The 19,467-nt window shown below is 72.6% G+C and carries 12 protein-coding genes and 1 pseudogene; 3 read left to right on the top strand and 10 right to left on the bottom strand.

Going from position 1 to position 19,467, the window contains the following annotated elements; genetic code table 11:
* Window positions 1-3: 3 nt before the first annotated feature.
* The 7 genes and pseudogenes from IO36_RS20000 to IO36_RS19970 form a co-directional block, all read right to left on the bottom strand.
* The gene (locus IO36_RS20000) at window positions 4-1,518 is read right to left on the bottom strand and encodes a Wzz/FepE/Etk N-terminal domain-containing protein (protein ID WP_037621683.1); all 1,515 of its coding nucleotides are present in this window, start codon (window positions 1,516-1,518) and stop codon (window positions 4-6) included.
* Window positions 1,515-2,879, bottom strand: coding sequence for a YveK family protein (locus IO36_RS19995; protein ID WP_037621681.1), 1,365 nt, complete (start codon window positions 2,877-2,879; stop codon window positions 1,515-1,517). Before IO36_RS19995 ends, IO36_RS20000 begins: the two co-directional genes overlap by 4 nt.
* A pseudogene (locus IO36_RS19990) lies at window positions 2,876-4,143 on the bottom strand (glycosyltransferase family 4 protein). Before IO36_RS19990 ends, IO36_RS19995 begins: the two are co-directional and overlap by 4 nt.
* Window positions 4,133-5,449 (bottom strand): nucleotide sugar dehydrogenase, encoded by a 1,317-nt coding sequence (locus IO36_RS19985; protein WP_037621677.1) that lies wholly within the window; start codon window positions 5,447-5,449, stop codon window positions 4,133-4,135. The pseudogene IO36_RS19990 and the gene IO36_RS19985 overlap by 11 nt, the downstream one beginning before the upstream one ends.
* A gap of 73 nt (window positions 5,450-5,522) precedes the next feature.
* On the bottom strand, window positions 5,523-7,001 hold the full coding sequence (locus IO36_RS19980) for a sugar transferase (protein ID WP_037621675.1): 1,479 nt from the start codon (window positions 6,999-7,001) through the stop codon (window positions 5,523-5,525).
* Window positions 7,002-7,920: 919 nt separating this feature from the next.
* Window positions 7,921-8,340 carry a contact-dependent growth inhibition system immunity protein gene (locus tag IO36_RS19975; RefSeq protein ID WP_037621673.1) on the bottom strand — a complete coding sequence of 140 codons (420 nt, stop codon included), beginning with the start codon at window positions 8,338-8,340 and terminating at the stop codon, window positions 7,921-7,923.
* A gap of 68 nt (window positions 8,341-8,408) precedes the next feature.
* Window positions 8,409-9,566, bottom strand: coding sequence for a magnesium and cobalt transport protein CorA (locus tag IO36_RS19970; RefSeq protein ID WP_037621671.1), 1,158 nt, complete (start codon window positions 9,564-9,566; stop codon window positions 8,409-8,411).
* Window positions 9,567-9,712: 146 nt separating this feature from the next.
* Here IO36_RS19970 and IO36_RS19965 point away from each other — a divergent pair, with 146 nt between their 5' ends.
* Window positions 9,713-10,819 (top strand): winged helix DNA-binding domain-containing protein, encoded by a 1,107-nt coding sequence (locus IO36_RS19965; protein WP_037621669.1) that lies wholly within the window; start codon window positions 9,713-9,715, stop codon window positions 10,817-10,819.
* Window positions 10,820-10,973: 154 nt separating this feature from the next.
* Here the strand turns inward: IO36_RS19965 and IO36_RS19960 are convergent, their stop codons facing one another.
* From IO36_RS19960 to IO36_RS19950, 3 genes are all read right to left on the bottom strand, one after another.
* Complete coding sequence (locus IO36_RS19960; RefSeq protein WP_037621667.1) at window positions 10,974-11,765, bottom strand: S1 family peptidase; 792 nt, start codon at window positions 11,763-11,765, stop codon at window positions 10,974-10,976.
* Window positions 11,766-12,202: 437 nt separating this feature from the next.
* On the bottom strand, window positions 12,203-15,043 hold the full coding sequence (locus tag IO36_RS19955) for a helix-turn-helix transcriptional regulator (protein ID WP_209441231.1): 2,841 nt from the start codon (window positions 15,041-15,043) through the stop codon (window positions 12,203-12,205).
* A 151-nt stretch (window positions 15,044-15,194) separates the two neighbouring features.
* Entirely contained in the window at window positions 15,195-16,046 is an 852-nt protein-coding gene (locus IO36_RS19950; RefSeq protein ID WP_037621665.1) for a helix-turn-helix transcriptional regulator, read from the bottom strand.
* Window positions 16,047-16,148: 102 nt separating this feature from the next.
* Here IO36_RS19950 and IO36_RS19945 point away from each other — a divergent pair, with 102 nt between their 5' ends.
* On the top strand, window positions 16,149-17,828 hold the full coding sequence (locus tag IO36_RS19945) for an AMP-binding protein (RefSeq protein ID WP_037621663.1): 1,680 nt from the start codon (window positions 16,149-16,151) through the stop codon (window positions 17,826-17,828).
* The gene (locus IO36_RS19940; RefSeq protein ID WP_037621662.1) at window positions 17,825-19,432 is read left to right on the top strand and encodes an AMP-binding protein; all 1,608 of its coding nucleotides are present in this window, start codon (window positions 17,825-17,827) and stop codon (window positions 19,430-19,432) included. Before IO36_RS19945 ends, IO36_RS19940 begins: the two co-directional genes overlap by 4 nt.
* The last annotated feature ends 35 nt before the right edge of the window (window positions 19,433-19,467 follow it).

The following is a 19,467-nucleotide window of genomic DNA, read 5'->3' as shown; positions in this document are numbered from 1 at the left end:
GTACTACCGCGCCTCCTGGTCGCTGTCCGGGACCCGTGCCGCCCACATCGGCTGCCGCTCCGTGCGCGGCCTGTCGGTCCCGCCCTGCCGGGCCGTACGGTCGCCGCGCCCGCGCAGCGCGGTGTGCAGCCCGTCCCACAGCGTGCCGTCGGTCCGGTCACGCGGGTCGGGGTCGATCAGCACCACCCCGATGACCTCGATGCGCTGGTCCGCGAGCTGACGGGCCACGGTGTGCAGCCACGCGGCGCTGCCGTGTCCGGCCCGCACGACGAGCACGGTCCGGGTGCCGAGGTACTGCAGATCGGTCCACGCCGTGCCCGGTGCCACCGAGCCGACGCCGATCCGGCGCTCCTGGTGCGGCACGGCCGCGGAGCCGTCGACCACGGCCGGGTCTCCCGGCTTCGCCCGGCGCCTGGCCAGCTGCGAACCGGGCAGACCGTCGACGACGGCCACCGGTCCGTCGGCCCCCAGCGCCCGCGCGAGGTCCAGGGCGATCGCGCTCGTGCTGCGCGCGCAGCCCAGTTCGAGCAGCGACACCGGTTCCGCGGTGCCGCGCGCGGTACGGGCCAGCGACGTGGTGAGCCGTTCGCGGGCCGTCCGGGTCCGCCGGCGCCGCCACAACCTGCCCCCGCGCAGCGGCAGTTCCGTGATGACGGAGGCGCCGAGGTTCGCGGCGATGTCCCGGCGCAGCACCGGGCGGTCCGCGACCACCGAGCCGACCGCGGCCACCGCGAGTCCGAGGACGAGGCCGAGCACCAGGCCGACGGCAGCGTTGGTGGCGGCTGCCTTGGGCAGGGAGCCGCGCACCGCGTCCGGGGTGTCCACGATCTGGGTGCCCGCGAGGAGCTGCGGCGTTCCGATGCGCGCGTCCGCCGCCCGCTGGCTGAAGTCGGTGATCCGCGAGGTGAGTTCGGCCCGGCGGGCGAACAGCGACTCCAGGTCCGCCGACGCCGTCGGCCCGGTCTGCGCCGACCCGTCCGCGATCGTCTTGTTGACCTTGGCCAGCTCGCCCTGCATCCGGTCGCGCTGGTCGAGCAGCGCCTTGGCCTCGGCGTTCGCCGCGTCCTTGATCCGCTTCACATGGTCCGCGACGAACGCGTCGGCCAGCGCCTTGGCACGGGCCTCGGCGTCGGCGTCGCTGTCACCCGTCACCGTGATCTGCAGCAGGTTGTTGGTCAGGCCGACACCCGAGTAGTCCTTCATGAAGTCCTCCGGCTTCTCCGCGGAGTGGAGGGACTTCAGGGCCTGGTCGGCGATCCGCGTGGTCTGCAGCAGCGCCACGTCGGTGCGGATCAGCGTTCCGGGGTCGTTCGGCTGGTCCTCCTGGTGGGCGACCAGCACCTTGGTCACCGCGGTCGGCGGCGCCGGCATCGCGACGGCCAGCGCCGCGCCCACGAGCAGGCCCAGCACCCCCGCGGAGCACCACAAGCGGCGCCTTCTGCGCACCGCCACCACCAGCGCCTGCAGGTCCACCAGCGGAGCGGTGGCCGACGGCTCCGGTGTCGTACTCGTCGTCACCGTGAACTTCCCTTCGCGTCATGGCCCACCGCGAACACCGGCGTGGCGGTGTCGTGGGGGCGGCCGGCGGACCGGGCCGGCAGGGCCCGGACCACGCCGGCGAGAACGACGCCGACGATCTCGTGCCGGGCGTCCGCACACGCCTCGGCGATACCGGAGAGCTCCGCCGCGGTCCGGCTCCCCGCGCTCAGCACGACCAGGGCGCCGGCCTCGCCGCCGCCGTCCGGCACCAGCGGGCGGGTCACCGGGACCTCCACGACCCGCAGTGCCGGATCGCTCCCCGCCTCGGCGACGAGCTCCGCGGCGGCCCGCAGGGCGCTCTCGTCGCCCTCGGGCACGACGACCAGCAGCCGCCGGGGAGAGGGCAGCCGGTCCCTGAGCCGGGAGCACACCCGCTGGAAGCGGATCTGCCGGCCGGCCTCGTCGGCGTACGCCTGCGGGACGGGCAGGTCCCAGCGGACGTCGGCGCCCAGCAGCCGGCGGATCCCGGCCCCGGCCCCGCGTGCCCGCGGCCGGGCGGACCCGTCACCGGCCACGTCGACCGTGCCCAGCAGCGAGGTGCCGAGCGCGGCGGCGATCTCCGACTGGGTGCGCAGCCGGCGGCTCATCCGCGCCGCGGTGAGATGACCGACGACCCCGAGCAGGAAGAACAGCAGCGCCCCGGCGGCGATGAGCTGCGTCCGGGTCGGCGGTGCCTCGCCGGTCGGCCGGGCCGCGGGACCCATGACGACCATGTTGGCCTTGTTGGCGGCCGGGTCGGACTGGTTCAGCTTGGTGATGGCCTCCTGCAGCGTGGTCCGCAGCTTCTCCAGCTCGGTGCGCGCCTGCACGCCCTCCACCGTCTTGCCCGGGTCGGCGGCGTCGGCCAGCTGCGTGATGCGGCGGCTGGTCTGGGTCACCGTCTGCTGGAGCGCCTCGCGCTGCGCCGCCGCCTCGGGGTCGGTGTTGTCGTCCACGACCCGCGCGGCGAAGGCGACGAACTGCTGGGCCACCGCGTCGGAGAGCCGCTGAGCGCGCTCCGGGGTGTCCGCCGTGCCCGAGATCTTGATGATGTTCCCGTCGGCGGTCTTCGCGGTCACACTGTCGCGCAGTTCGCTCTTGGAGACGTCGGACCAGTGCAAGGTGCCGGCCGCCTGGTCGACCACGACCGAACTGGTCGCGATCTCCTCCTGGGTCAGCAGTTCGCGCTCCTCCCACGCCCCCGGCAGCAGCACCGACGCCGACGTCGTGTACCGCGCGGGGAACAGCAGGGAAGCGCCGTACCCGACGAGCGCGCCCACCAGGGCGATCGCGGCGAGCAGCCGCCAGCGCCGTCGGATGATCCGCCCGATGGTGGCCAGGCGTATCGTGTCATCGTTCAACGGTGCGGCCTCCGCCCTGTGCACGGTCCGGGTCGCCGGCCGACGCCGGGGCGTCGTCACCGCAGGCGGCGGCGTAGGCGGCGAGCAGCGAGGCCTGCGAGTTGCGCCAGGACAGCGGTCCGCTGATCCGCTCCTGGCCGATCTTGCCCATGAGGGCCCGCTTCTCCGGGTCGTCCATGAGCTGGGCGACGAGCCGCGCGAACGCCAACTCGTCGTTGGCGGGCGCGTACACGGCGGCGTCCCCGGCGGAGACGCGCGCCTCCCGCAGTTCGAAGGAGACGATGGGCCGGCCCATCACCATGTACTCGAGGACCTTGTTCATGGTCGACACGTCGTTGAGCGGATTGTGCGGGTCGGGGGAGAGGCACACGTCCGCGGTGGACAGGTAGCGCACCAGATCCGCGTCCGGGATGCGCCCGGTGAACTCCACCTGCTCCGAGAGCCCGAGCTCCCGCGACAGCTCCACCATCGCGTCGAAGGTGTCGCCGCCGCCGACGAACACCGCGTGCCAGTCGCTCCGCCCGACCTCGTCGCGCAGCTTCGCCAGGGCCCGCAGCGCGTAGTCGACACCGTCCTGCGGGCCCATGACCCCGAGGTAGCACAGCAGATGGGGCTTGCCGCGCTTCAGCTCCGGCTCCGGCGGTACGGGATGGAAACGGTCGATGTCCGGGGCGCTGCGCACCACGAACACGTCCTCGGGCCGCCGGCCGCCGCGGCGCACCGCGGTGTCCTTGTAGCTCTCGTTCGTGGCCAGGACGACGTCCGCGGCCCGGTAGGTCATCCGTTCCAGGGCGCACACCCCGCGGTAGAGCAGGTCCTCGCCGCGGTCGAACCGGGAGAGGTACAGCTCGGGCACCAGGTCGTGCTGGTCGAAGACGAACCGCGCGCCGCGCCGCTTCAGCCAACGCGCCGGCAGGAACAGCAGGTCCGGCGGATTGCAGGCGTGCACGACGTGGACGGGCCCGACCTTCCGGGCCAGCCGCAGCGTGTGCCACAGCGCCGACCCGTACTCCCGCAGATAGCCGGCCGGTCCGCCAGTGGCCGCGCGCAGCGGGTAGCGGTGGATCCGCACCCCGTCGATCTCCGCGTAGGCCTCCGTGTCCCGTTTGGTTCCCTGCGGACAGATGACGTGGACCGTCCAGCCCGCGTCCCGCAGCGTCGTGCACTCCTGCCACACCCGCCGGTCGAACGGCACCGACAGGTTCTCCACCAGGATCAGCGCGCGCCGGCCGTGCCGGTCGCCGCTGGTCTCATTACCAAGCAAGGCCCATGTATCCCGGTTCGGCCCGGCGCGCTTCGGCGTCGGGAAGGCGGACGAGGTCGACGATGACGGGGCCGTCACCGTGGGGAAGCGCCGCGAGCACGGCCGGATCCTTGGTACCGACGAGGCACACGTCGGCGTGCTCCAGCACCTCGTCGACGGAATCCGCGAGCAGCTGCGCGAGGTGCGGCAGCCGGGTCTCGATGTACTCGCGGTTCGCGCCGAGGAGCCGGGACAGGCTCACGTTGGCGTCGTGGATCTTCAGGTCGTAGCCCTTGCCGAAGAGCCGCTCCGCCAGCTCGACGAGCGGGCTCTCGCGCAGGTCGTCGGTGCCGGGCTTGAACGACAGTCCGAACAGGCCCACCTTGCGCTTGCCGGTGCGCTCGACCAGCTCCACCGCACGCTGGAGATGGTCGGCGTTGGAGGGCAGCACATGCGACAGGATCGGCACCGAGATGTCCGCCCGCTGCGCCGCGTGGACCAGACTGCGCAGGTCCTTGGGCAGGCAGGAACCGCCGAAGGCGAAACCGGGCCGCAGATAGGCGGGGCTGATGTTCAGCTTACGGTCGGCCAGGAACACGTCGATCACCTGGTGCGAGTCGACCCCGAGCGCCTGGCACACCGCGCCCAGCTCGTTCGCGAAACCGATCTTGAGGCCGTGGAACGCGTTGTCCGCGTACTTGATCGCCTCGGCCACCGGGACCGGCACCCGGAACACCTCGCCGGGCAGGCCCTCGTAGAGCTCCGCCACCACGTCGCCGCTCGCGACGTCGAGCTGGCCGATGACGGTCTTCGGCGGGTCGAAGAAGTCCCGCACGCTGGTGCCCTCGCGCAGGAACTCCGGGTTGACCGCGACCCCGACGTCCACGCCGGCCGTGCCGCCGACGGCCTTCTCCAGGATCGGCACCAGCAGGTTCAGACAGGTGCCCGGAAGCATGGTGCTGCGGAACACGACGGTGTGCCGCCCGCCCCGCTCGGCCAGCGCGGTACCGATCTCCTCGGTGACCCGCTCCAAGTACGTGGTGCACAGACTGCCGTTGGGCTCCGACGGCGTGCCCACGCAGATCAGGGACACCTCGCTGTTCGCGATCGCCTCCCGCACGTCGGTGGTGGCGCGTAAGGCGCCGCTCCCCACGACGTCGGCGACGAGCTCGCCGATCCCCTCCTCGACCACCGGGGCCTTGCCGTCGTTGACCAGGTCGACCTTCACCTGGTTCACGTCGACACCGACGACCTCGTGTCCCCGGCCGGCCAGGCACGCGGCCGACACACAGCCCACGTAGCCGAGCCCGAAAACGCTGACCTTCATGACCCGTTCCTCCCCCTGGGCAGGCCCTTGCGGCCCGCCCTCCGCACCCCTGCCCGACGACGCTCCGCGCGCATCAGTAGGCCCCCTGCCCGTACAGCACCGCACGCAGCGTCTTCCACAAGATCACCGTGTCCAGGGCGAGCGACCAGTCCTCCACGTACCGCAGGTCCAGCCGCACCGCCTCCTCCCACGACAGGTCGCTGCGCCCGCTGATCTGCCACAGACCGGTGAGCCCCGGCTTGACCAGCAGCCGCCGCCGGATGTCCGGGCCGTACGCGGCGGACTCCTCCGGTAACGGAGGCCGCGGCCCGACGAGCGACATCGATCCGGTCAGCACGTTGAACAGCTGCGGGAGTTCGTCGATCGAATACCGGCGCAGCACCGCTCCGACCCGGGTCACCCGGGGGTCCCGGCGGACCTTGAACAGCAGACCGGCGCCCTCGTCGAGGCCGGCCAGCTCCGCCCGTGCCTGGTGCGCCCCGGCGACCATGGTGCGGAACTTGAGAATCGTGAACTCGCGGCCGTTCTTGCCGACCCGGCGCTGGCGGTAGAACGCCCCGCCGCGGCTGTCCAACAGCACGAGCAGCCCGACGAGCACCATCAGCGGCGCGAACAGCAGCAGCAGGACCGCAGCGCCGAGCCGGTCGACGACCACCTTGACCGCGCGGCGGCCCCCGGTGAAGGTCGGCATGCTGACCCGCAGCAGCGGGATCCCGAGCACCGCGTCGACGTGCAGCCGCGGGCCCGCCACCTCCATCAGCACCGGCGCCACGACCATCTCGGCGTCGCTGCCCTCGAGGTTCCAGGCGAGCCGCTGCAGTTTGTCCGGCGACCAGTGCGGGTCCGGGGTGACCGCGACGACCCGGTAGCCGTCGCGGTGGACGTGCCCCGCGACGTCGGCCAGCCGGCCGACGACCGGCACCCCGTCCAGCTGGTCACCGTCGAGCCCGTGCCCGTCCGTCGTGCACACCGCCTCCACCCGCCAGCCCAGATGCGGGAACTTGCGGGTGCGGGTGACCAGGTCGCGGACCGTGGCCGGGCTCCCGGCGGCGAGCACGGGCCGCAGACAGCGGCCCTCCTTGCGCTGCTTGTGCAGCCACAGACGCAGCAGATACCGCACAGTCATGGTCACGACCGCTATCGCGGGGATCGCCACGAAGATCCAGAGCTTGATGTTGCGCGAGGTCAGGGCGATCCCGCCGAGCGCCAGCACGACGGTCGCCGTGAACAGCGAGCGCCCGAGCCGGCGGAACTCCTCGGCGCCCTGGCCCAGGACGGCCGGAGCCCACGCCCGGCTCACCCAGAGCGAGCCCAGCACCAGCAGCTCGGTGCCGAAGGCGAGAATCCCCCATTTCTCATGCCAGTTGGCCGCGTCGCGGGCCCCGAAGAAGTTGCCGATCGCCGCCACCACGCAGGCGGTGGCCACCGTGTCGCTGGTGATGACGGTACGGCGGTACCGCTGCTCCCAGTCGGTCGCAGGCTGGTTGACCGCCTCGTCCTCCAGACGCCCGCGCGCAGACGGAAACGGGCGTACTAGTCCCCCTTGCCGCACAGAACCCCCCAGGTTCCAGTGGTTCGACGTGTTCGCCTAACACTGTTTCTCGCCCCGGGAGGCACCCCCGCCCCCCGCGCCGCGCCGCGCTGTTCCTCCCCCCGGAAGGCCCCCGCCTCCCGCGCCGCGCCGTTCGTCCCCCCGGGAGGCAAGGCCTCCCGCATGACACCCCGCTGCCCGGACCCGCGAGGACGGCCCACCCCGGCGGCAGGGACGTGAACGTCCCGCCGAAGCCCGAGATGTCCGGGAACCCGTCGAATTCCCGGGTGCTCCCCGCACCCGAGCCCCCTCGCGGACTCCTGGAGTCGATCCCCCCAGGTCTGGTGCCGAGGACGCCCATGCTGGCATCCGCGGCGCCGGACCTATAGATCATTACCGGTCGCCTCGTGTCCGAACAGCTGAAGCACGGTCAATCTAGACCATCAGGGCCGCTATGGAGAGGGGGATGTGTGGAATTTGTGCTCAAGATTTGAGGCCGCTTCCACCGATCCGCGCCCCCTTCCGGACACTCCGACGCCATCGAACGCTCCGGCAACTCTCCCCAACGCGGACCGACTTCATACACACCAGCGACCGGAGAGTCTCAACTCGCCGTCTGTAGAGCCAAGTTGCACGAAAGCGGAACCGTTGCGGGTGCATCTGGCAGTGCCTGGTGGGGTGTTGTCAAAACCTGGACCATCCGACCCGGTCCGGCCCCCTCCGGTCGCCACCGACACCCCTCGTCCTTCTCTCCTTCATGACCTTTTCATCGCCTCCAAATGACGAAAGCCGGCCCCGAAGGCCCGCGTCACCCTCGCAGGGGCCGAACGCCCCGGCCGGATCCGGTCCATCGGACAGTCCGGTGACGCCGCGCCCCGTCACATGACGGTGCACGGGAGCCGGCCGGGCGCCCGGCGCGCGGAGTCTCGGAGTCTCGGAGTCAGACATCGTCCGCGGGCAGGGCGGAGAGGAACGCGTCGGTCTCCCGGCGCAGGGAGCGTGAGAGCCCGCTCAAGGAGGCGATGATTTCCCCGAGTTCGTGAGCGAGGTCCGGGGCGGCGGCCCAGACGGCCGGCTTTCTGGTGACGACCGCGTACAGCAGGTCGTCGTCGAACCAGCCGCCCTCGGCCTGCCGCGGCGCGGTCTCCCGCAGGATCTCCACGGCCGGGGGCAGGAGCCAGCGCAGTCCCACGTCCTGCCCGATCAGCCGGGCCAGTTCGTGCGGCTCCAGGCTCGTGACCGGACGACGCCGCAGCTCGTGCACGTTCCGAACCATGGGGGTGGAGTCCGCGGGAGGAGCCGGCCAGCGAAATCCTTCCAACTCCTCGAGGGAGCTGCGGCGGTCGAAGGTCTCGGGCATCGTCCGGTCCTCTCGTGCTCCGCGGCTGCGGCGCGGCCGGTCACCGCGGCCGCGTCCGGGACTCCGTCTCAGAGCCAGTCCTTGCGTTTGAAGACGAAGTAGAGGGTCGTGCAGACCGCTGCCATCAGGACGATCGCGAACGGGTAGCCGAACGACCAGTGCAACTCCGGCATGTTGCTGAAGTTCATGCCGTAGATCGTGCCGACCAGGGTCGGCGCGAAGAGGATGGCGGCCCAGGACGAGATCTTCTTGATCTCCTCGTTCTGTTCGAAGCCCGCCTCCGCCAGCGCCCGCATCTCGGCGTTCTGCTGCTGGGTGACCAGGGTGGCGTTGACGGTGAGGATGTCGGTCAGGGCCTGCCGGAAACCGTCGACCCGCTCGCTGGTGTGCGTGACGTGGTCGGCGACGTCGCGGAGGTAGCGCTGGAGCTCCTCGTCCGTGCGGTACTTGGCGAAACCGGCCATCAGGCTGTGCAGCATGCCGACCAGCGGACGGGTCGCGCGCTGGAACTCGACCATCTCGCGGGAGAGTTCGTAGATGCGGCGGGAGACCGCGGGGTCGCCGCGGAAGACCTCGGTCTCGATCTCGTCGATGTCGTTCTGGACCCCGGCCACCACCGGGACGTAGCCGTCGACGACGGAGTCCAGGATCGCGTACAGGACGGCCTCAGGTCCCAGCCGCAGCAGTTCGGGGCTGTCCTCCATGCGGCGGCGCACCGCCGAGAGGTCCGGCGCCGCGCCGTGCCGGACCGTGATCACGAAGTCGGGTCCCACGAACACGTGCAGCTCGCCGAAGTCCACCTCCTCGGCCGCGTCCAGATACCGGGCGGCGCTCAGGACCACGAAGAGCGTGTCGCCGTACCGCTCCAGCTTCGGCCGCTGATGTGCCTCCATCGCGTCCTCGACGGCCAGCGGGTGCAGATCGAACTCGGCCGCCAGGGAGTGGAGTTCGGCCGCCGTCGGACGGGCGAGGCCGATCCAGGCCATGCCGTCCGGCTGCTCGCGCAGTGCCCGGAAGGTCTCGGCCAGCGACCCGGGCGCCGCCACCCGCAGCCCGTCGCGGTACAGCGCGGACTGGACGACGCTGACGACCTCGGAGGGCTCGGCCGCGGGCGGCACGTCCGGCGGGGGCGTCTTCCGCGGGGGTGGCGCGGACGGCGGAGTCAGCGCGCGCCGCCACAGCGGCCTGCGGTTCTCCGAAGCGGGGCGGGCGCGTCGCTCGGCCATCGCGGCTGCCTCCAGGGTCGAACGAACGTCTGCGCGATCTTCGAGCAGGATATACGGGGCAAACGGTCCGGGGGCCGCGGTCGCGGAGGGGATCGGGTGAGAGTTGCGGACAGGATCTGTCCGCGAGCGGGGCTAGCGTGCCGGGTATGACGAAGACGACCGCGACGGCCCCCGTGCTCGGCACCCGCGCCCTCAACCGCGCGACCCTCGGCCGTCAGCTCCTGCTGCGCCGCTCCCCGTTGTCCGCGACGGCCGCCGTCGAGCATCTGCTCGGCCTCCAGGCGCAGAACGTGAAGCCGCCGTACTACGCCCTCGCCGCCCGCCTCGACGGCTTCCGGCCCGAGCTGCTCTCGACGGCGATGGAGGCGCGCGACGTCGTCCGGATCGTCACCCTGCGCTCCACCATCCACACCCACACCGCCGAGGACGCCCTCACCCTGCGCCCCCTGGTGCAGGCCGCCCGAGACCGGGAACTGGGCCAGTTCCGCAAGGGCTTGACCGGCGTCGACCTGGACCGGCTCGCCGCGATCAGCCGGGAGCTGGTGGAGGAGGAGCCGCGCACGATGAAGCAGCTCCGCGAGGCCCTGCTCACCGAGTGGCCGGACGCCGACCCGTTCGCCCTCTCGGTCGCCGCCCGCTGCACCCTGCCGCTCGTCCAGGTCACCCCGCGCGGACTGTGGGGCCGCAGCGGCCAGGTCGCCCTCACCACCGCCGAGCACTGGCTGGGCCGGCCCGCCGAACCCGCCCCCGCGCCCGACGCGACCGTGCTGCGCTATCTCGCAGCCTTCGGCCCCGCCTCGGTCAAGGACATGCAGACCTGGGCCGGGCTGACCCGGCTCCGCGAGGTCTTCGAACGGCTCCGGCCCCGGCTGACCGTGTTCCGCGACGAGAACGGGACCGAGCTGTTCGATCTTCCCGACGCGCCCCGGCCCGACGCGGACACCCCCGCCCCGCCGCGCTTCCTGCCCGAGTTCGACAATCTGCTGCTCTCCCACGCCGACCGCTCCCGGGTCGTGCCCGCGGACCTCAAAGGGCGTACCTGGCGGGGCAATCAGGCCTACCGCACCCTGCTCGTCGACGGATTCGTCGCGGGGCTGTGGAAGCTGGAGGAGGGCGCGCTGACCGTCGAACCCTTCGCCCGGCTCACCAGGGCTCAGCGGGACGAGGTCACCGCGGAGGGGGAGCGGATGCTCACGGTCATGCACCCCGGCGAGGCCCCCGACGTCCGGTTCGGCACGGTCGCGCAGCCCTGAGATGCCGGCGGACGGCGGAGCACGCGGGGAAGATGTCGTCCGCCGGCAGGTACGCAGGGCCCATCCATTGGATGAGGGGCGTTGCGGGCCGCTCGTGGAGGCCCGCAACGCCCCTCGGCTCTTACCTGAGGGGTACTCAGGAGCTTTTCGTTCCCTAGGAGTTGACCTGCTCGGTCACCAGGCTGGAGAACGTCGACAGGCGGGTGTAGACACCCGGGTAGCCGGCCTCGGCACAGCCCTCGCCCCAGGAGGTGATGCCGGCCAGCACACCGCCGATGAGCAGCGGGCCGCCGCTGTCGCCCTGGCAGGTGTCCACGCCCCCGGCGTCGTACCCGGCGCAGACCATGTCGGAGGCCACGTAGTGGGAGCCGTACGAGCTCGCACAGCTGGAGTCGGACACGATCGGGACGGTCGCGGTCCGCAGCTGGTTGGAGGAGGTGCCGTTCTCCGAGGTGGTGCCCCAGCCGACGATGCGGGCCGTGGTGCCGGCCGCGTACACGCCGGTGTCCGAGCCGGTGACGTAGGGCGCCGGGTTGTACGGCATCGGGGTGGACAGGGTCAGCACGGCCACGTCGTCGCCGTCGGTGGCGTCCGTGTAGTCGGGGTTGATCCAGATCTTGCCGACCGTGCTGACGGTGCCGTCCGTGCCGTTGAGGTAGGTCCTTCCGCCCACCACGCGGATGCTGCTGGTGGTCTCGCCCGACATGCAGTGGGCGGCGGTCACCACCTTGTCGGCGGCGACCAGGGTGCCGCCGCAGAACTGGTTCTGCCGGGCGTCGGTGATCTGCATCATGAACGGGTACGCGGTCGTCGTGGTCGTCGTGCCGCCGACGATGGGCTGGGGAACGGCTGCGGCGGACGGGGCGCCGAGCAGCGTGGTCGCGGCGGCTGCGGCGGTCGCCGCACAGACGGCGGCGCTCTTCGTGACGCGGTTGAGCCCGAACATCGGTCTCCTTGAAAGTTGCCGGTGGGGGGACGCGCGGGTGTGTGTGGGGGGAGTCGCGACACCTCTGGATGGGGAGTCGCAGGCCCGAGCGAGCGGCACGCCCACACGCTAGGGGGTGTGACCGCTCTCTCCCAATGGGGGAACCCCCTAGTGGGGGCGGGGGAGGGAAAACCCTCGCACGGCACGGGCCGTGTTTGACGCGGGCGCCGTCCGGTTGGTCCCGGCCCGGGGGCCGCGCCCGTCCGGCGCACGTTCACCCGAAGGAGTCACCCAGCAGCCATACCGCTCCGGCCCGGAGCTCTACCGCCACGGACCCGAGCGTCACCGATCCGGCCCGCAGTCTCACCGGTCCGGCCGTCTCCCGCGCATCCCGCGTCACCGTTTCGGCCCGCACGCTTGCCGCACGCCCTCACCCCCGGCACTCCCAGGCAGCAGCCTCAGTCCGGCCTGCGTTCCGCCGCCAGCCGGACGATGTCGACCCGGGACCGTATCCCCAGCTTCCGGTAGACCCGGGTGAGGGTGGCCTCCACGGTCTTGACGCTGATGAACAGGCGCCCTGCGATCTCGCGGTTGGTGGCGCCCTCCATGACCAGGGCGGCGACCTGACGCTCCGTCGCCGCGAGCGAGTCGAGCGCGGCCGGGGCCAGCGGCGGCGGGGCAGGCGGGAGCGCGGACGCCGACTCGACCTGCCGGAGCCAGGGCAGCGCACGGCACCGGCGGAACAGCCGGGCCGCCTCGTCGTAGGAGGTGGGTCCCGGTACGGGGGTTCCGCCGGCCCGGGGAGTCCCCGGCAGGGTGCGCAGCCCGGCGAGGGCGTACGCGGCGCGGGCCTCCTCCAGGCCGTAGCCCAGTTTGCCGAGGCGGTCCTGCGCGGAGGCCAACTGGCGCTCCGCGGGTCCCTGTTCCCCGCGCGCGGCCCGTACCAGCGCCTCGGCGCGGTCGAGCACGGCGAGGACGCTCTCGCGCTCCAGCCTGAGCGCGCGCCGCCGGGTCACGTCGATGACGTCCTGCGCCTCCGCGGTCTCGCCGATCCTGACCAGCGCCTCGGCGAGGTCCCCGTGCCAGCGGCCCCGGGCGGGGTCGATGACGCCGAGCGCCTCCTCCAGCTCCCGGACCCGGCGCAGCGAGCGGACCGCGGACGGCGCGTCCCCGGCGACGAGCTGGGCGTGCCCGAGGGCGCCAAGCGCGCGCGAGAGGTAGACCATGTCGCCGTCCTCCTCGGCGCGGTCCACGGCCTCGTGGGCCAGCGCGAGCGCCCGGTCCACGTCACCGCCGGCGGCCTCGGCCAGCGAGGTGAACATGGCGGTGGCCGCTTCCCCGATGCCGGTGTCGCGGGCCAGCCGCAGACTCTCCCGGGCCAGGTCGAGCGCGCGGCCGCAGTGGCCGGAGCGCAGTTCGGTCTCGGCGAGGCCGCGCAGGAAGTGCAGTTCGCTCTCGACCATGCCCCGCCGCTGCACCTCCCGCAGCAGCGCGGTGATGGCGGTACGGGCCTCGGCGAGCCGGTCACTCATGATGAGCCAGCGGAAGCGGGCGGCGCCCGCGCCGTTGTGGTCGCAGGCCACCCGGGGGTCCTGCGGCTCGCGCATCGCCCGCTGGATCGTCGCGGGCGCGTCCGGGTGCCCCATCAGGGTCTCCATCTGCGCCTGGAAGCCGAGCGCGAGGAGTTCGGTGCGCCGGTCCCCGGCGCGGGCCGCGAGCCGCGCGGACCGGGCGGCCTCCTCGCGGGCCTTGGTCATCTCGCCGTCCATCAGCAGGGCCCGCCAGCCGAGCTGGTAGCGCACGAGGGCGACCAGGCCCGGGTCGTCGCCCGCGTCGGCCAGCGCCTGTGGGAAGACGGCGTCGATCTCGGCCATGGCCTGTCCGGCGGAGTCGACGACGACCATCCAGGCCCGGACCCGTTCGGCGGCGGTGGTGGCTCGTGACAGCACCTGGCGAGCGATGTCCCGGGCGAGGTCCGTCTCGCCCGCGGTCAGCGCGTCCTCCGCGGCCTGGAGCCGCCGTTCGTCCGGGCCGGGCACGGCGTCGGGCGGGGTGTGCCGGGCCGCGAGCAGTCCGAGCCCGACGGCGACGGAGGGGGCGCCGCGGTCGCGGGCGACGGCCGCGGCCTCGCCGAGCCGGGCGGCGACCGCGGGGTCGGTGCCGGTGGTGGCCAGCGCGAGGTGGCGGGCCCGCTCGATGGGGTCGGAGGCCGCGCGGGACAGGGCGGCGTGCGCGGCGCGCCGCTCCTGGGCGTCGGCCTCCGCGTACAGGGCGGCCGAGACCAGGGGGTGGGCGAACCGGATGCCGGGGGTGTCGCGTTCGGTGGCGAGGAGCCCGAGCGCGGCGGCCGAGGCGGTCTCGGCCTCGGCGTTCTCCCGGCCCGCCGCGTGCAGCAGGGCCAGCGTCGGGCGGGCTCCCGCGCTGGCCACCAGCAGGGTGCGGCGGGCCTCGGCGGACAGCATGTCCAGGCGGCTGAGGACGAGGGCGCGCAGCGAGGTGGGCACGGGGAGCGGCTCGCCGGGGCTGGGCCGGGTCGGCGACTCGGCGAGCGCGCGGCCCAGCTCCAGCGCGAAGAGCGGGTTGCCGCCGCTGGTGCGGTGGATGTCGCGCACGGTGGAGCGGGGCAGACCGGTGTAGCCGCGCTGGGCGAGGAGGTCGGCCACCTGGGCGCGGGCCAGCGGGGCCAGCCGCAGGGCCAGGGTCTCCGGCACGGACGCGCGCAGGAAGCGGTCGTGGTCCTGGGCGCCCGGCTCGGTCTCCGTACGGACCGCGCACAGCATGCGGACCGGGGTGCCGCCGAGCCTGCGGGCGGCGAAGCCGAGGAGTTCGGCGCTGGCCGGGTCAAGCCACTGCAGGTCGTCCGCGACGATCAGGACCGGGCCCCGGGCGGCCAGGGCACGGAACGCCGAGAGCACCGCGAGCCGCAGGGCCAGTCCGTCGCGCTGGAGGGTCGACTCGCCGCGGCCGGTGAGGGCGGACTCCAGCGCGGTGCGCTGCGGCGCGGGCAGCCGGTCGGCTATCCCGTCGATCACCAGACCGAGGAGGTCCGCCAGCGCGAGGAAGGGAAGATGCGATTCGGACTCGGTGGCCGAGCAGCGCAAGACGGTCCGCGACGATTCGGCGCATTCGGCGGCCAGCGCCCGCAGGACGGTCGACTTTCCTATTCCCGCCGGCCCGTGCACGAGGACACTGCCGCCGCCGGAGAGCTGCTCGCGTGCCCCCGCGAAGAGTTCCTCCCGGCCGATGACCAGGTCGGGGCGCGATCGGGCAGGTTCCCTGAAGTCCCCTCGCACGGTCACCGCTCCCCTCGTGTGTCGTGTCCTGGCCAATATTAGGCAAGGTCTCTTTGAATTTCGGACAGTCCGGGTGGTGAGGGAAATAACAGATGCCTGGCATATGTCATTTCACGGTCGGGACGATTGAATGAAGGGTGCCGCCGCGGTCGGTGCGCTAAGGCAGCACCCCGGCTCTGCGCGCCGCGACGACGGCCTCCAGACGGGTGTGCGCCCCGAGCCGGCGCATCGCCGAACGCAGATACCCCTTCACGGTCTCCGGACGCAGCCCGAGCCGCTCGGCGGCGGCCGCGTTCGTCGCCCCGGCCGCGACGCAGGCGAGGACGTCCACCTCGCGCGGTGACAGTCCCACCTCGTGCGCCGCACCCGCCGACGGAGCCACCGCGCCGGCCAGCCGGCCGCACACGGAGAGCAGTTCGGCCCGCAGACCCGGATCGGCGATCCGCGGCGCCAGCGCGCGCAGCGTCCCGTGCGCCTCACGCACCTCCTCCCAGGCCCCGTCCGCCCGGGCGCCCGCCGCAGGACCGGCCTCGCGCACGACGCCGAGCGCCTCGTGGGCCGCGTCCCGGACGACCAGCGCCTGCTCCACGTCCCGGGCCGCCGCGACGGCCTCGCCCAGCGCCCGGTCGCCCAGCGGCCGGGCCGTCCGCAGGGCTCCGTACAGCACACCGCGCACCCGGCGCCGTACGACGACGGGCACCGCGAGCACGGAACACAGCCCCTCCGTCGCCACCGCCACGTCGTACTCGTGGCTGATCTGCCGCGAGGCCGGGTAGTCGCTGACCGCGCAGGGCCGGGCGAGGGCCACCGCCTTGCCGCCCAGACCGTTGCCGGAGGAGACCGCGAGAGAGCGCAGCGCGGGCGTCGCCGTCCCGCTCAGCTCGCTGATGCGCACCAGCCGGGCGCCGGGGTCGACCAGCCCGCCGAAGGCCACCGGCAGCCCGGTGGCACGCCGCAGCCGTACCAGCGCGGCGCGCACCTCCACCGACTCGGCCGTGTCTGCTGCCACCTGCTCTCCCCTTCGTCGCGGCGCACCCCCCGTTCGGGGGTGGTGAGACCTGCATCACGGAATACACGATGGTAGGCGGCGGTCCGGCAACGAGGAGGACACATGACGGCGACGACGGGCAGGGCGGACGCGTTCCGTGCCGCACGGGACTTCCTGCTGGAGCACCGTGCGGACTATGCCGGGGCCTACGAGGGCTTCCGCTGGCCCCGCCCGGAACACTTCAACTGGGCCCTCGACTGGTTCGACGTCATCGCGCGCGACAACGACCGCACCGCCCTGCACATCGTGGAGGAGGACGGCGGACGTGTCGAGGTCTCCTTCGCCGAGATGTCCGAGCGGTCGAACCGGGTGGCCAACTGGCTGCGCGAGCGGGGCGTGGGCGCCGAGGACCGCGTCCTCGTCATGCTCGGCAACCAGACCGAGCTGTGGGAGACGGCGCTGGCCGCGATGAAACTGCGCGCCGTCGTCATCCCGGCCACCCCGCTGCTGGGCCCCGCCGACCTGGAAGACCGGGTCGAGCGCGGCCGGGTGCGGCACGTCGTGGTGCGGGCCGAGGACGCCGGGAAGTTCGACGCGGTGCCGGGGGACTACACCCGGATCGCCGTCGGCGGCACCCGCCCCGGCTGGCACGCCTACGAGGAGACGGCCGGCGCCGACGCCGCCTTCGAGCCCGACGGACCCACCCACGCCGACGACCCCCTGATGCTCTACTTCACCTCGGGCACCACCGCCCGCCCCAAGCTGGTGGAGCACACCCACGTCTCGTACCCGATCGGGCACCTGGCCACGATGTACTGGATCGGCCTGAAGCCCGGGGACGTCCATCTGAACATCTCCTCACCCGGCTGGGCCAAGCACGCCTGGTCGAACCTCTTCGCCCCGTGGAACGCGGAGGCGACCGTCTTCCTGTACAACTACACGCGCTTCGACGCGGGCCGGCTGATGGCGGAGATGGACCGGGCCGGGGTCACCACCTTCTGCGCCCCGCCCACCGTGTGGCGCATGCTCATCCAGGCCGACCTGGGACAGCTGCGGACCCCGCCGCGCGAGGTCGTCGCCGCGGGCGAGCCGCTGAACCCCGAGGTCATCGAGCAGGTCAGGCGCGCCTGGGGCGTCACCATCCGGGACGGCTTCGGGCAGACCGAGACCGCCGTCCAGGTGTCCAACAGCCCCGGCCAGCGGCTCAAGACCGGCTCCATGGGCCGCCCCAGCCCCGGCTTCCGCGTCGAACTGCTCGACCCGGTCACGGGCGCGCCCGGCGCCACGGAGGGCGAGATCTGCCTCGACCTGTCGGAACGCCCGGTGGGCCTGATGACCGGCTACCACGGCGACCCCGACCGCACGGCCGAGGCGATGGCGGGCGGCTACTACCGCACCGGCGACATCGGCTCGCGCGACGCCGACGGCTACATCACCTACGTCGGCCGCGCCGATGACGTCTTCAAGGCGTCCGACTACAAGATCTCGCCCTTCGAGCTGGAGAGCGCGCTCCTGGAGCACGAGGCCGTCGCCGAGGCCGCCGTGGTCCCGGCCCCCGACGCCCTGCGCCTCGCCGTCCCGAAGGCGTACGTCGTCCTCGCCGCCGGGTACGAACCGGGCCCCGACACCGCCAAGCTCCTCTTCGAGCACGCGCGCACGGTGCTCTCCCCGTACAAGCGCATCCGCCGCCTGGAGTTCGGCGAGCTGCCCAAGACCGTCTCCGGCAAGATCCGCCGGATCGAGCTGCGCGAGGCCACGGCCGCCGGCTCGGACGCCGAGTACCGCGAGGAGGACTTCCGGTGAGCGAACCGTCGTACGCACACGGCACGGGCGGCACGTCGCTGCTCGGCGACACCATCGGCGCGAACCTGGACCGGGCCGTCGCCGCCTGGCCGGAGCGGGAGGCGCTGGTCGACGTGCCCTCGGGGCGGCGCTGGACGTACGCGCGGTTCGGCGCGGACGTCGACGAGCTGGCCCGCGCGCTGCTCGCCTCCGGCGTAGCCAAGGGCGACCGGGTGGGCATCTGGGCGGTCAACTGCCCCGAGTGGGTGCTCGTCCAGTACGCCACCGCCCGGATCGGCGCGGTCATGGTGAACATCAACCCGGCCTACCGCACCCACGAGGTCGAGTACGTCCTCAACCAGGCCGGGATCTCGATGCTGTTCGCGTCGCTGAGCCACAAGAGCAGCGACTACCGGGCGATGGTCGAGGAAGTGCGGGGCAGGTGCCCCGAGTTGAGGGAGACCGTCTACATCGGGGATCCCGGCTGGGAGGCACTGGTCCGTCGGGGAACTCCGGACCTGGACGGAGAACTGCGGGCGCGCGAGGCCGAGTTGTCCTGCGACGACCCGATCAACATCCAGTACACATCCGGCACGACCGGGTTCCCGAAGGGAGCGACCCTCTCCCACCACAACATCCTCAACAACGGCTATTTCGTGGGCGAGTTGATCGCCTACTCCGAACAGGACCGGGTCTGCATCCCCGTGCCCTTCTACCACTGCTTCGGCATGGTGATGGGGAACCTGGCCGCCACCTCGCACGGCGCGTGCATGGTGATCCCGGCCCCGTCGTTCGACCCGGCGGCGACGCTCGTGGCCGTGCAGCAGGAGCGGTGCACCTCGCTGTACGGCGTGCCCACCATGTTCATCGCGGAGCTGAACCTCCCCGACTTCGCGACGTACGACCTGTCCACCCTGCGCACCGGCATCATGGCGGGCTCGCCCTGCCCGGTCGAGGTGATGAAACGGGTCGTCGCCGAGATGCACATGGAGGAGGTCTCCATCTGTTACGGCATGACGGAGACCTCGCCCGTCTCGCTCCAGACCCGCCGCGACGACGACCTCGAACACCGCACCGGCACGGTGGGCCGGGTCCTGCCGCACCTGGAGGTCAAGGTCGTCGACCCGGTGGACGGGGTGACCCTGCCGCGCGGCAGCGCGGGGGAGCTGTGCACCCGCGGCTACAGCGTGATGCTCGGCTACTGGAACGAGCCCGACAAGACCGCCGAGGCCGTCGACGCGGGGCGCTGGATGCACACGGGGGACCTCGCGGTCATGCGCGAGGACGGCTACGTCGAGATCGTCGGCCGCATCAAGGACATGATCATCCGGGGCGGCGAGAACATCTATCCGCGCGAGATCGAGGAGTTCCTCTACGCCCATCCGAAGATCGCCGACGTCCAGGTGGTCGGCGTTCCGCACGAGCGCTACGGCGAGGAGGTGCTCGCCTGTGTCATCCCGCGCGACCCGGCCGACCCCCTCACCCTGGACGAGCTGCGCGCGTTCTGCGACGGCAGGCTGGCGCACTACAAGATCCCGAGCCGGCTGCGCATCCTGGAGACCTTCCCGATGACGGTCTCGGGCAAGGTGCGGAAGATCGAACTGCGGGAGACGTACGCGGAGTAGGCGGCCGGCGCGCCCGTCCTTGGAGGGGTCGCCCG

Origin of the sequence: Streptomyces aureus (genome assembly GCF_000725495.1) — a bacterium.
Lineage (GTDB): Bacteria > Actinomycetota > Actinomycetes > Streptomycetales > Streptomycetaceae > Streptomyces > Streptomyces aureus_B.
This window is presented reverse-complemented; position numbering and strand designations above follow the sequence as displayed.

Bases quoted from the DNA above. Each gene is read 5' to 3' on its own strand.
- IO36_RS19985 (WP_037621677.1), bottom strand. From the start codon at position 5,449: ATGAAGGTCAGCGTTTTCGGGCTCGGCTACGTGGGCTGTGTGTCGGCC.
- IO36_RS19975 (WP_037621673.1), bottom strand. From the start codon at position 8,340: ATGCCCGAGACCTTCGACCGCCGCAGCTCCCTCGAGGAGTTGGAAGGA.
- IO36_RS19970 (WP_037621671.1), bottom strand. From the start codon at position 9,566: ATGGCCGAGCGACGCGCCCGCCCCGCTTCGGAGAACCGCAGGCCGCTG.
- IO36_RS19965 (WP_037621669.1), top strand. From the start codon at position 9,713: ATGACGAAGACGACCGCGACGGCCCCCGTGCTCGGCACCCGCGCCCTC.
- IO36_RS19960 (WP_037621667.1), bottom strand. From the start codon at position 11,765: ATGTTCGGGCTCAACCGCGTCACGAAGAGCGCCGCCGTCTGTGCGGCG.
- IO36_RS19945 (WP_037621663.1), top strand. From the start codon at position 16,149: ATGACGGCGACGACGGGCAGGGCGGACGCGTTCCGTGCCGCACGGGAC.